Annotated in this window: 12 protein-coding genes; 3 read left to right on the forward strand and 9 right to left on the reverse strand. The window is 66.4% G+C overall.

Annotated elements, in window-relative coordinates; genetic code table 11:
* Positions 1-204: 204 nt before the first annotated feature.
* The gene (locus tag SAHL_RS17440; RefSeq protein ID WP_148045455.1) at positions 205-402 is read right to left on the reverse strand and encodes a helix-turn-helix transcriptional regulator; all 198 of its coding nucleotides are present in this window, start codon (positions 400-402) and stop codon (positions 205-207) included.
* A gap of 532 nt (positions 403-934) precedes the next feature.
* Here SAHL_RS17440 and SAHL_RS02200 point away from each other — a divergent pair.
* Positions 935-1,321, forward strand: a complete 387-nt coding sequence (locus tag SAHL_RS02200) for a DUF2267 domain-containing protein (protein WP_184947195.1) — start codon at positions 935-937, stop codon at positions 1,319-1,321.
* Between the two features lie 489 nt (positions 1,322-1,810).
* Here SAHL_RS02200 and SAHL_RS02205 read toward each other — a convergent pair whose 3' ends face one another.
* Positions 1,811-2,293 (reverse strand): hemerythrin domain-containing protein, encoded by a 483-nt coding sequence (locus tag SAHL_RS02205; protein ID WP_123589844.1) that lies wholly within the window; start codon positions 2,291-2,293, stop codon positions 1,811-1,813.
* Positions 2,294-2,428: 135 nt separating this feature from the next.
* Here SAHL_RS02205 and pilB point away from each other — a divergent pair, with 135 nt between their 5' ends.
* Entirely contained in the window at positions 2,429-4,153 is a 1,725-nt protein-coding gene (gene pilB / locus SAHL_RS02210) for a type IV-A pilus assembly ATPase PilB (protein WP_221177793.1), read from the forward strand.
* A 71-nt stretch (positions 4,154-4,224) separates the two neighbouring features.
* Here pilB and clpA read toward each other — a convergent pair whose 3' ends face one another.
* The 5 genes from clpA to SAHL_RS02235 all read right to left on the reverse strand — a co-directional run bounded on the left by clpA (position 4,225) and on the right by SAHL_RS02235 (position 8,891).
* The gene (clpA, locus tag SAHL_RS02215) at positions 4,225-6,486 is read right to left on the reverse strand and encodes an ATP-dependent Clp protease ATP-binding subunit ClpA (protein ID WP_123589782.1); all 2,262 of its coding nucleotides are present in this window, start codon (positions 6,484-6,486) and stop codon (positions 4,225-4,227) included.
* Positions 6,487-6,547: 61 nt separating this feature from the next.
* A complete protein-coding gene (gene clpS, locus SAHL_RS02220; RefSeq protein WP_123589783.1) occupies positions 6,548-6,880 on the reverse strand; it encodes an ATP-dependent Clp protease adapter ClpS in 333 nt (110 codons plus the stop codon).
* 180 nt (positions 6,881-7,060) lie between these two features.
* Positions 7,061-8,074 carry a phosphate acyltransferase PlsX gene (gene plsX / locus SAHL_RS02225; protein WP_123589784.1) on the reverse strand — a complete coding sequence of 338 codons (1,014 nt, stop codon included), beginning with the start codon at positions 8,072-8,074 and terminating at the stop codon, positions 7,061-7,063.
* Between the two features lie 59 nt (positions 8,075-8,133).
* Positions 8,134-8,316, reverse strand: a complete 183-nt coding sequence (rpmF, locus tag SAHL_RS02230; protein ID WP_123589785.1) for a 50S ribosomal protein L32 — start codon at positions 8,314-8,316, stop codon at positions 8,134-8,136.
* Between the two features lie 41 nt (positions 8,317-8,357).
* Positions 8,358-8,891, reverse strand: a complete 534-nt coding sequence (locus SAHL_RS02235; protein WP_123589786.1) for a YceD family protein — start codon at positions 8,889-8,891, stop codon at positions 8,358-8,360.
* A gap of 138 nt (positions 8,892-9,029) precedes the next feature.
* On the opposite strand from SAHL_RS02235, the gene SAHL_RS02240 reads away from it, so the two are divergent.
* Entirely contained in the window at positions 9,030-9,620 is a 591-nt protein-coding gene (locus SAHL_RS02240; RefSeq protein ID WP_123589787.1) for a Maf family protein, read from the forward strand.
* Positions 9,621-9,964: 344 nt separating this feature from the next.
* Here SAHL_RS02240 and SAHL_RS02245 read toward each other — a convergent pair whose 3' ends face one another.
* Positions 9,965-10,639 carry an HAD family hydrolase gene (locus SAHL_RS02245; protein ID WP_123589788.1) on the reverse strand — a complete coding sequence of 225 codons (675 nt, stop codon included), beginning with the start codon at positions 10,637-10,639 and terminating at the stop codon, positions 9,965-9,967.
* The gene (locus tag SAHL_RS02250; protein WP_123589846.1) at positions 10,636-11,523 is read right to left on the reverse strand and encodes an RluA family pseudouridine synthase; all 888 of its coding nucleotides are present in this window, start codon (positions 11,521-11,523) and stop codon (positions 10,636-10,638) included. The genes SAHL_RS02245 and SAHL_RS02250 overlap by 4 nt, the downstream gene beginning before the upstream one ends.
* Positions 11,524-11,819: the final 296 nt, after the last annotated feature.

Here is an 11,819-nt window from a genome sequence, read left to right on the forward strand (position 1 = left end):
ACTCATCAAGCACTCCGCCAATAGCCTGAGAGAAGTTTAGCCGGTGGGAGCGTTTTCACACAGCCTGGGCCGATAACGGCCAGTCTTGACGACGCCACTTGCGCAGACGCCATATCAAAGCCGAACCAAGACGACTAATAGATAAGTAAACTTATTACGTCAGTGGAGAGCGCAGTCGTTAACGACTTACGGTTCGCCGCGGAATTATTGCTGACTTTTTAACCAGTCCACGACTTGCTCCACGATCCATCGTCGCGCGCCGCCAACACGAACATGAGGTGGCATTTGTCGTCCCTGCGAGATTCGATTCGCAATTGTCTGCGGCGCGATCTGGAGAAATTCCGCGAGCTGTACATCGGTCCATAAAGGAACAATATGGGTTGAAACCTCTTTCGTGCGCATTCAGATCTCTCACTGTCGAGGCCACGTCGGCCCCAGCACCCACACTAGTCCGGCGGCGGACAAATCTTTCCCGCAATCGATGATGCCTCTTAATATCAGTAAGACGAACTTGCTCTACCGCAACGGCAAAGAGGCTGCTAAATTGGTTGCAGTGGTTGCAAATAAACAACCAGCCATCGGTAACGATTGGTAACGCTTGGTATAAAACGGTTACATAAACAGCCAGTTGCAATTCAACTCGTTGTTTGTACTAGGGCATTTTCCACCTTCGGGAGGTGGAGGTCGTAGGTTCAAATCCTGCTACTCCGACCATCGACGCGATGTCCCGCCCCACCTGTGACCGCAGACCGTTTCCGGTACGGCGCATCCACACGGCGGCCCGCGTTCTCCGACCTGCATCCCCGCCCACCTGAATACCGACGCCGAATTCCGGATTAATGCGGATGGCGACGTCATCACATCCGGTTCACCCTGCATGGACATTCCGGTCGTCGACGCACCGGCGCGGCGACCCGACATTGCAGGAGTCTTCATGCAGACCGATCGTTTCATCGCCCACGTCAATCACGCCTGCCCTTCCCTGGACGCGGATGTCGCCCACGAGGTCACGCTGATCACGCTGGAAACGCTGTGCGAGCAGCTGCCGCTGGATCAGGCCAAGCGCCTTGCCGCCCAGCTGCCCCAGGAGTTGACGGAGGCCGTCGAGGCCGGCGGCGACCGAGGCGAGACCTCCGACGTACCGATCACACTCGCCGAGTTCTACAGCAAGCTGATGTTCCGCACCGAGCTCGAGGAGGACACCACGCGCCGCGTCGCCCAGGCGGTCGCCAGCGCGCTTCGCCAGGCCGTATCGGACGGCGAGATCTCCGATGTGGCCCTCGATCTGCCGTCGGAACTCGACCAGCTCGTCGCGGCCTGAAGCCTCGCGGCGACCACGCCCGGTCCGCGAGCGAGCCCGGCGCAGAATCGCACAACGAGCCCACAAGGCCTCACGGCGCGGTAGGCGACACGACGTCGCCTGGACGTCCCGGGCCAATAGGCTAATACCGCACGCTCGAGTGTGCGGGGCGCACTCGTTTCGCACCGAGCCCGCTCACTAGGCCGCCGTCTTGTCTGCGAACGCGGCGCCGAGGGCATGTCGGCTCGTGCACAACCAGGCTTGGTGCGCCGCTTGGCTCCAGCCGCGCACGGAGTTCAGCCGATCGCCGCTACCCGATGAGTTCACGCCCGCCTCGCGGTGGGCGCGAGCTCACCGGCCGTCTACCGGTTCTTGAGGCCTCGATCGCGTCGCGAGAGGTATGCACGGCGGTCGACCGCGACCAGGAGCGATCGGGCGACGCTGGGCGCCTGGCGACCGCGCTTCGCCCGTCGCACACCGCGCGCGCCACACGCGCACGTCGATTTCAGTTCAGCCGGTCATTTCTGCCATGAAGGCGTCGTAGCTTTTGGCCAGCTCAGTCTTGTCCTCCTCACCGAGCACCCGGCCGGCCTGTTGAAAGACTTCTTGTTCCTCTTCTTCCAGATGGTGCGTGACCAGTTCCCGCAGCTTTTTCGCATCGCTCAGCCAGGCGGGTGAGCTGTAGTCGGTGGTCTCCAGCGACTCGACCAGTTCGTCGATCTCGTGATGCTCGGCGACGCTGTGGCGTGCCTTTTCCTGCGTCATGTCGTATTCCATCAGCGGCACGTAGAAATACCGCTCCTCGGCCGCCGCGTGGTGGGCCAGTTCGGCCTTCAAGGCCACGAAGATGCCGTCGCGCGTATCGCTGTCGCCATGCGTATCCGTGAGCGCATCGAGCAGGCGACGCTGCTTGTCGTGGCTCTCGCGCAGGGCCTCGAATATGTTTTTCACGTACCTTCCCCGTTTTTGGTCGATCGCGCATGGTAGCGTCATGACAAACACCATAGAATCCGTACCGTTGCTGACGCACATCGATCTTCGTCCCCGCCCGCCGGCCATCCGTGTCGGGGCTTTTGTGGCAGACCGTTCCATAGCGCGGGCGCGTTCTGGCCGTCCGGGGATACATCCATGGCGATGAACAGGCGCAACGCGGCGACGCCTGCCCTCGGCGGTCTGGCGCGACAGCTGGTCGAGGACGGCCTGATTGAGGCGGAGACCGCGGCGCAGGCCCAGCGCGAGGCGGTCCGCGACGAGGAGTCGTTCGTTGCCCGCGTGGTGAACCGGGGCCTGCTCAGCGCCGCCGTTCTGGCCAAGGCGGCATGCGAGGAGTTCTCGATGCCACTGCTGGATCTGCGGGCGATCGATCTGGCCCAGGCGCCGGTCCAGAAGGTGTCCGAGTCGCTGATCCGCAAGCACGGCGCGCTGCCGATCTTCCAGCGCGGGCGCAACCTGTTCCTCGCGGTGGCGGATCCGACCAATCTGGCCGCCCTCGATGAATTCCAGTTCAACACGGGGCTCAACATCGAGCCCGTGCTGGTCGAGCAGGACAAACTCGCGCGCGCGATCGACAGCGCGTTCAGCGCGCTCGACAGCGCCATGGCCGGCCTCGACGACGTCTCGCTCGACAATCTCGGCGTGGATGAAGGCGAAACCGAGATTCCCGACGCGACGCGGGTCGATTCCGACGATGCGCCGGTGGTGCGGTTCGTGAACAAGGTATTGCTCGACGCGATCCACAAGCGGGCCTCGGACATCCACTTCGAGCCCTACGAGCAACGCTATCGGGTACGCATGCGTCAGGACGGCGTGCTGCGCGAGGTGGCGGCGCCGCCGGCCGCGCTCGGGATGCGACTGTCGGCGCGCCTGAAGGTGATGGCGCGCCTGGACCTCGCCGAGCGGCGTATCCCCCAGGACGGCCGTATCAAGCTCAACCTATCTCGCAACCGCGCGATCGACTTCCGCGTGTCCACCTGCCCCACGCTCCACGGCGAGAAGATCGTGCTGCGTATCCTCGATCCGGCCAGCGCGCAGATGGGCATCGAGGCGCTGGGTTACGACGATGCCCAGCGCGCGCTGTTCGAGGATGCCATCCATCGCCCCTACGGTATGGTCCTGGTCACCGGTCCAACCGGCAGCGGCAAGACGGTGTCGCTCTACACCGCGCTCAACATCCTCAATACCGCCGACCGCAATATTTCGACGGCCGAGGATCCGGCGGAAATCAATCTCCCGGGTATCAATCAGGTCAACGTCCACCCGAAGGTCGGGCTGACATTCGCGACCTGCCTGCGTGCCTTTCTACGCCAGGACCCGGACGTGATCATGGTCGGCGAGATCCGCGACCTGGAAACCGCCGAGATCGCCATCAAGGCGGCGCAGACCGGCCATATGGTGTTGTCGACGCTGCATACCAACGACGCACCGCAGACGCTCACACGGCTGATCAACATGGGCGTGCCGGCCTACAACATCGCCGCCTCGGTCTCGCTGATCATCGCCCAGCGACTGGCGCGCCGCCTGTGCCCGCACTGCAAGCAGCCCGCCGAGATTCCGACCGCGGAGCTCGTGGCGGAGGGTTTTCGCGAAGACGAGATCGACGCCCTGACGATCTTCGAGGCGAACCTCGAAGGCTGCGACAATTGCACCAAGGGCTATTCCGGCCGTGTCGGCATCTATCAGGTGATGCCGGTGACCGACGCCGTCGGGCAGATCATCATGGACGGCGGCAATGCGCGCGACATCGAGCGTCAGGCCGAATCCGACGGCGTACTGGATCTTCGCCAGGCCGGGCTGCAGAAGGTCCGCGCGGGCGTGCTCGGCCTGGCCGAGGTCAATCGCGTCACCGTCGACTGAGCGCAACGAACACGACAGGGCGGCGCCACCCCGCCGGCGCCGCCCTGAAGATCCGGCCCCGTCGTCCGGAATCAGGCCTCGGCCGTCTCCTTCGGCGACACGTCGAGTTCCAGTTCGTCGTCGTGCACCCGCACGACCACGCGACCGCCGTCGGCGAGCCGACCGAAGAGCAGCTCCTCGGCGAGCGGCTTCTTGATGTGCTCCTGGATCACCCGCCCCATCGGACGTGCGCCCATCTTCACGTCGTAGCCGCGCTCGGCGAGCCAGTGGCGGGCTTCCTGCTCGACCACGAGCTCGACGCCGCGGGCCTCGAGCTGGGCCTCCAGCTGCAGGATGAACTTGTCGACCACCCGCTCGACGACCTCGCCCTGCAGCGGCTGGAACTGGATGATCGAATCCAGACGGTTGCGGAACTCGGGCGTGAAGCCGCGGCGGATCGCCTCCAGCCCGTCGCTGCTGTTGTCCGACGGGTTGAAGCCGATACCACGCCGGGCCATGTCCTCGGCCCCGGCGTTGGTCGTCATCACCAGGATCACGTTGCGGAAGTCCGCCTCGCGTCCGTTGTTGTCGGTCAGCTTGCCGTGGTCCATGACCTGCAGTAGCAGGTTGAAGATATCCGGATGCGCTTTCTCGATCTCGTCGAGGAGCACCACGGAGTGCGGCTGCTTGGTCACCGCCTCGGTGAGCAGGCCGCCCTGGTCGTAGCCGACATAGCCCGGCGGCGCGCCGATCAGACGGGATACGGTATGCCGCTCCATGTACTCCGACATGTCGAAGCGGATGAGATCGACGCCCAGATGCAGCGAAAGCTGGCGCGTGACTTCGGTCTTGCCCACGCCCGTCGGGCCGGCGAACAGGAAGGAGCCGATCGGCTTGTCGCGGTTGTCCAGCCCGGAGCGCGACATCTTGATCGCGCTTGCCAGCGAGGTGACGGCCTCGTCCTGGCCGAAGATCACGAGCTTGAGATCGCGTTCGAGCGTCTTGAGGACATCGCGATCGTCACGGGAGACGGTCTTCGACGGAATCCGCGCGATGCGCGAGACCATGTCCTCGATGTCACGCACCTGCACGGTCTTGCGACGCTTGCCGGAGGGCCGCAGACGCAGCCGCGCGCCGGCCTCGTCGATCACGTCGATGGCCTTGTCGGGCAGATGCCGATCGTTGATGTGACGCGCCGAGAGTTCGGCCGCGGCTTCCAGCGCCGGCTGCGTGTAGCGCACCTGGTGATGACTCTCGAAGCGATCCTTGAGCCCGCGCAGAATCTGGACCGTATCCGCGACGGTCGGCTCGGGCACGTCGATCTTCTGGAAGCGACGGGCCAGCGCGCGGTCCTTTTCGAACACGCCGCGGTATTCCTGGTAGGTAGTCGCGCCCATGCAGCGCAGCTCGCCCGAGGCGAGCTTCGGCTTGAGCAGGTTGGAGGCGTCCATCACGCCGCCGGAGGCCGCGCCCGCGCCGATCACCGTGTGGATCTCGTCGATGAACAGGACTGAGCCTTCCTGCTTGCCCAGTTCGGCCAGCACCGCCTTCAGCCGCTTCTCGAAATCGCCGCGATACTTGGTGCCGGCGATCAGCGCGCCGAGATCCAGCGCGTAGATCACACTCTTGCTGAGCACGTCCGGCACCTCGCCATCGACGATCTGGCGGGCCAGACCCTCGGCGATCGCGGTCTTGCCCACACCGGCCTCGCCGACCAGCAGCGGGTTGTTCTTGCGCCGGCGGCACAGCGTCTGCACCACCCGTTCGATCTCGTGATCGCGGCCGATCAGCGGATCGACCCGGCCTTCGGCGGCCTTGCGGTTGAGATTGGTGGCGTACTGGTCCAGCGCCGACTTCGACTCGCCCGCCTCGTCGCCGGTCTTCTCGGCGCTGTCGGTCGGCTGCTCGCCGGACTCCTCGCCCGACTTGCTCACGCCGTGGGAGACGAAGTTGACCACGTCCAGCCGGGTGACACCCTGCTCGCCGAGCAGGTACACGGCGTGGGACTCCTGCTCGGAGAAGATCGCGATCAGGACATTGACCGCCGTCACCTCTTTCTTGCCGGACGACTGCACGTGATAGACCGCACGCTGCAGCACGCGCTGGAAGCCCAGCGTCGGCTGCACCTCGTGGTCCTCACCTGCCGGCACGACCGGCACGTGGGTATCGATATAGCTCTTGAGTTCGCGCTCCAGGCGCGCGATGTCGGCATTGACCGACTCCAGCACCTCGATCACCGCCGGATTGTCGAGCAACGACATCAGCAGGTGTTCGACGGTCAGCATCTCGTGGTGCTGCCGCCGGGCCACCATGAAGGCGGCATCGAGTGCGGTTTGCAGTTCCTGGCTCAGCATTTTGCGTCCCCGAACTTGGCGTTCGATTGAGGCCGGATCGTCCACCGCCGATCGGCGGCGATCAGGCTTTTTCCATAGTACACAACAGCGGGTGCTGGTGGGCACGCGCATGGTCGTTGACCAGTGCCACCTTGGTCTCGGCGACCTCGGCGGTATAGGTGCCGGCAACGCCCTTGCCGCGCGTATGCACGGTAAGCATGATCTGTACCGCCTGCTCCCGGCTCAGGCTGAAATAGGTCGTCAGCACCTCGACGACGAACTCCATCGGGGTGTAGTCGTCGTTGTGCAGCACCACCTTGTACAGCGGCGGCTGCTTGGTCTTGGGCTCGCTGGCCTGAACGGCGGTATCGCCGTCGTCCTCGACCATCGGATTCGGTTTGTCCTTGTCACTCATGACGTGCACCTCGGCTCGCGTGCACCGGCACGGCGCCGCGCGGGGTGGCCCCGTTGTCGCTGTACGCAGGATATAGGGATTTAGGGGCGCCGAATCAATCGTTCGAGCACAACCGAAAAGCGTCGAACGGGGCGACCGGGCGGCTGCCGTCGCCATACGCGCGGCGTGGCGGGCGCCGCCCTACTCGCCCAGGTTGTGCGCGAGCAGATCGTGGATGCGCTGGGGCACCTGCTGATCGACCGCCATCCGCGCGACGTTGATCGCGCTGGCGAAGGCAACGGCATCGGCGTCGCCGTGGGATTTGATCACCGTCCCCTGCAGGCCGACCAGGGTCGCGCCGTTGTACTGCCGGGGGTCCACGCGCAGACGAAAGGCCTTGAGCACCGGCATGGCGAAGAAGGCGGCCGTGCGGGTCAGCGCGTTGCGCGAGAACTCCTCGCGCAGGAACTGGGCGATCAGCTTGCCGAGCCCTTCACTGGTCTTGAGCGCCACGTTGCCGACGAAACCGTCGCAGACGACGACGTCGACGTCACCGATGTAGATGTCGTCACCCTCGACGAAGCCGATGTAGTTGAGTTCGCTGTCCGCGAGCAGCTTGCCGGCCTGCTGGATCTGGAGATTGCCCTTGATCTCCTCCGCCCCGATGTTGAGCAGTCCGACGCGCGGCGACTCGATGCCGTGCACTGCGCGCGCCAGGACCGCACCCATGACCGCGAACTGGAACAGCTGCTCGGGCGTGCACTCGGCGTTCGCGCCCAGGTCCAGCATCAGCGTGCGGCCGCGACGTGACGGGATCGGCGACACGATCGCGGGTCGATCGATGCCGGCCAGTGTCTTGAGCACGAAGCGCGCGGTGGCCATGAGCGCGCCGGTATTGCCCGCGGACACACAGGCCTCGGCCTCGCCCGCCTGCACGAGGTTGATCGCCACGCGCATGGACGAATCCTTTTTCTGGCGCAGCGAGCGCGCCGGCGACTCGCACATGCCCACGACCTCGCCCGCGTGATGCAGACGCAGGCGGTCGTCGAAACGATCGGCCTTGCGGCGACGCCCGAGTTCCTCGCGCAGGGCGGCTTCGTCGCCGACGAGCACGAGCGCGAGCTCCGGATGCGCCTCAAGACTGGCCAGCGCGGCATCCACGGCCACAGGAAGGCCACGGTCGCCGCTCATGGCGTCGACGGCAATACGAATCATGACAATGCGGGCAGGTCACGCGACCACTCGGCCGGTGACCCGCCGGAGCGTCGTCGTGGCTAGACGTCGTCGCCGAGTTCGACGACGCGGCGGCCCCGGTAGAAGCCGTCACGCGTGACGTGGTGACGTCGATGGGTCTCGCCCGTGGTCGCGTCGATCGACAGCGTCGGCCGCACCATGCGGTCGTGGGTGCGACGCTTGTCGCGCTTGGAGCGGGATTTGCGGTTCTGCTGAACGGCCATGGCCTTTCGCCTGTATCAGATGGGTGTGTTCGTCGTGTCGTCTAATCGTCCCGCGTCAGCCGGTCGAGCCCGGCAAACGGGAACTGTCGTTCATCGGCCTCGGGCGCCGGTGCTTTCGGTTCGGCCGCGTGGCGCGAGCGGCAGTCCGCCCGCTCGCAGCGGCCCACGCTCGGCAGCGCGAGCAACAACTCGTCGCTGATCAGCGCGTGCAGGTCGAGCGTGTCGCCCTCGGCCAGCACCGGCTCGTCGGCGCGCGGCACGTTCGCCGCGGCCTCGTCGCTGCCCACGACCACCCCGGCAATCGGAGCGTCCATGGCCTGCGCGTAGTCTCGCAGACAACGCTGACAGATCAATGTCAGCGTCGTCCGAATCGAGCCCTCGACGCGAACGCGCCGCTGGGCGTCCTCGAAGAACCGGAGTTCGGCCTCGACCTCGTCGTGCTCGCCCGGCCGGCGAGCGCAGATGGCCGCCACGCGCGGCAACCGCCCGAGGGCGATCGCACCACTCACCTCGCGCCGCTGGGTCGCCAGCCGCCGGTAATCGACGTGATGTGCCAGCGTGCCCGGCTCGTACATGGCGCGCGATGATAGGGCCCGGATCGGGGCAAGTCAAAGATTTTCGCCTTTGGCAGGCGCGCCCGGCCGGACCGCGCGCCCCGAGGGCCGTGATCCATTATCCTTGCCCACCCAGTTCCACCGCAAGCGCTGCATATCATGGCCAAGGACCATCCGCTGCTCATTCTCGCATCGAGCTCTCCGTGGCGCCGCCAGTTGCTGCGTCAGCTCGGCGTCCGCTTCGAAGCGACCGCCCCCGAGGTCGACGAGACCGCGTTGCCGGGTGAACCGCCGATCGATCTCGCCCGTCGGCTCGCCCGAGCCAAGGCCGAGCGCGTGGCCTCGATGTGGCCGGAGGCGATCGTGATCGGCTCCGATCAGGTCGCCGACGTCAACGGCACCATCCTCGGCAAGCCCGGCAGCCGCGACCGCGCGATCGAACAGCTGCAGCAGCAATCGGGGCAAACCGTGTACTTCCACACCGGTCTGTGCGTCTGCGCTCCCGGCCTGGACACGCCGCTGCTCACGGTCGAGACGGTGACCACGACCTTCCGCGAGTTGGGCGACGACGAGATTCGGCGCTATGTCGCCGCAGAGGATGTGACCGCGACCGCGGGCAGCATCAAATCCGAGGGCCTCGGCATCGCACTGGTGGAGTCGCTTCAGTCGCGCGACCCGAGCACGCTGGTCGGCCTGCCGCTGATCGCGCTGCGGCACTTTCTGGCGCGGGTCGGCATCGCCGTTCCCTAGGCCGCCCGACGCCGGCCGACAGCCCGGAACGCATCGAGTACGGCGGTCCGGCCAGGCGACTGATCGACGGGCCGCAAGCCTGTGCCCTCGGGCCCGGCCGCACGATGCGTCGTCGGAACTCGCGCGAGGTGGTCTTGTGATTCGCCCAGCGCGCGGGCTCACCCCCAACGCGCCGCGGCTCGCGCCGAGCGCACACGTCTTCGCGCGCCCGCCGGCCCGTCGAGGCGTGGGCGCGATCGGCCGCGCGGGCTGGTAGCGATGATCGGGGCGGCCGAGGCCTGCCGAACGCTCCGGTCCGGCAGGCGGATCCAAGCAAATCGCGACCCAGCCGCGCGATCGGCGGATCAGCCCGGCCGCACCTCGCCCGCGGCCCGCCGATCGAGCCAGGCCGGCAGCGCCTCGACGCTATCCAGCACCTCGAGCGCGCCGGCGCGGGCCAGCCGCTCGGCATCGTGCACGCCCCAGCCGACGCCCACGGAATCGATGCCGGCCGCGCGCGCCATCGCCACGTCGTATTCGGTGTCGCCGATCATCAGCGCCCGCTCGGGCAGCGTGGCGGTGCGCAGGAGAATATCCTCCAGCATGTCCGGCGCCGGCTTGGGCACGGATTCGTCGGCGCAGCGCGTGGTCTGGAACAGATGCCGCGTGCCGCTCGACGCCAGCGCGTCGTCGAGGCCCCGCCGGCTCTTGCCGGTGGCCACGGCCAGCGTGAAATCGCGGTCCCGCAGCACGTCCAGCGTGGCGATCACGCTGGGAAAGAGCACGGCGCGCGAGCGCTGCATGCCGTAGCGGCGTCGATAGTCGTCGAGCCGGGCGCGCACCCTCCGGGTGTCGAGCTCCGGAAACAGCCGCGCCAGGACATCGTTGAGTCCGAGCCCGATCAGCTCGCGCATTTGCGCCGGCGTGCGCTCGGGCAGCCCGGTGTCCTGTATCGCCTGCTGCATCGAGCCCACGATCTCGCCGGCCGAGTCCATCAGCGTGCCGTCCCAGTCGAATACCAGCAGCTCGTAGGACTTCATTCCGCCGCGTCCAGTCGCTCGAGCACGCGCTGCAGGTCGGCGGGCAGATCGGCCTCGAATACGAGCCGGCAGCCGTCGTAGTCGATCTGGAGCTCGGCCGCGTGCAGGAACATGCGCCGCAGACCGCGCTCGCGCCAGCGCGTGGCCACGGTGTTCGCCCCGTACTTGTCGTCACCGACCACCGGGTGGCCCTTGTACGCCGCATGCACGCGGATCTGATGGGTGCGGCCGGTGCGGATCGCCACCGACATGAGCGTCGCGTCGGTGAAGGCCGTCTTCGGTTCGAACCACGACAGACTGGTCCGGCCGCTTCGGGGATCCACCTCGACCATGCGTTCACCGCTGCGCTCGTTGTCGCGCGACAGCGGCGCGTCCACCTCCACCGCACCGTGGCGCCAGCGGCCGTCGACCAGCGCGAGATAGCGTTTGCTCGAGGAGACGTCGTTCAGCGCGGCCCGCAGGCCATCCAGCGCGGCGCGTGAACGCGCGACCAGCAGGCAGCCGCTGGTCTGGCGATCCAGCCGATGCACCAGCTCCACGAACTCGCCCGGCCGCAGAGCCCGCAGGACCTCGATCAGTCCGAAGCGCAGGCCGGTTCCGGCGTGCACCGCGAGCCCGGGCGGCTTGTTGAACACGAGATAGTCGTCGGTCTCCGCGATCAGCGCGCGTTCGACGCGTTTCAGGAGCGCGTCGGGCGGCCGCCCCGGCCCGGGCCGGTCGCGCTGGCGAACCGGCGGCAGACGGATCTCGTCGGCTTCGGTCAAGCGGGTGCCGGGCTTCGCGCGGCCGCGGTTGAGCCGGACCTCACCGCTTCGGATGATGCGGTAGACACGCGATTTCGGCACATCGCGGAAGGTTCGCAGCAGAAAATTATCCAGGCGCATGCCGGAATCGTCGCGAGTGACGCGGACATAGCGCACTTGAGCATGCGTCGTTGTCAGATTACACTCCCAAGGTCGAGCCGATATAGCGGCCTGCGCTCTTATTCCTATCCCGCGCGGGCGGCGATCGCCGACCGACAGTCAATGCCACACGCTGCATCGCGCAAGTCCAGCCTAGCATGGCGTTCTCCGGCAGCGTGTTCATGAATCAATCGTTCGAGTCATTCACTTCATGCGCTCCTGTCTCATTGTTGCTGCCTACCGCGTGATCCTCGAGGCCCTGACCGGGCCCGGACATT

Source organism: Salinisphaera orenii subsp. halophila YIM 95161 (assembly GCF_003732545.1).
Taxonomy (GTDB): Bacteria; Pseudomonadota; Gammaproteobacteria; order Nevskiales; family Salinisphaeraceae; genus Salinisphaera; species Salinisphaera orenii_A.

Coding starts and splice junctions, on each gene's coding strand:
- SAHL_RS17440 (WP_148045455.1), bottom strand. CDS start 402: ATGCGCACGAAAGAGGTTTCAACCCATATTGTTCCTTTATGGACCGAT.
- SAHL_RS02200 (WP_184947195.1), top strand. CDS start 935: ATGCAGACCGATCGTTTCATCGCCCACGTCAATCACGCCTGCCCTTCC.
- SAHL_RS02205 (WP_123589844.1), bottom strand. CDS start 2,293: ATGACGCTACCATGCGCGATCGACCAAAAACGGGGAAGGTACGTGAAA.
- pilB (WP_221177793.1), top strand. CDS start 2,429: ATGGCGATGAACAGGCGCAACGCGGCGACGCCTGCCCTCGGCGGTCTG.
- clpA (WP_123589782.1), bottom strand. CDS start 6,486: ATGCTGAGCCAGGAACTGCAAACCGCACTCGATGCCGCCTTCATGGTG.
- clpS (WP_123589783.1), bottom strand. CDS start 6,880: ATGAGTGACAAGGACAAACCGAATCCGATGGTCGAGGACGACGGCGAT.
- plsX (WP_123589784.1), bottom strand. CDS start 8,074: ATGATTCGTATTGCCGTCGACGCCATGAGCGGCGACCGTGGCCTTCCT.
- rpmF (WP_123589785.1), bottom strand. CDS start 8,316: ATGGCCGTTCAGCAGAACCGCAAATCCCGCTCCAAGCGCGACAAGCGT.
- SAHL_RS02235 (WP_123589786.1), bottom strand. CDS start 8,891: ATGTACGAGCCGGGCACGCTGGCACATCACGTCGATTACCGGCGGCTG.
- SAHL_RS02240 (WP_123589787.1), top strand. CDS start 9,030: ATGGCCAAGGACCATCCGCTGCTCATTCTCGCATCGAGCTCTCCGTGG.
- SAHL_RS02245 (WP_123589788.1), bottom strand. CDS start 10,639: ATGAAGTCCTACGAGCTGCTGGTATTCGACTGGGACGGCACGCTGATG.
- SAHL_RS02250 (WP_123589846.1), bottom strand. CDS start 11,523: ATGCGCCTGGATAATTTTCTGCTGCGAACCTTCCGCGATGTGCCGAAA.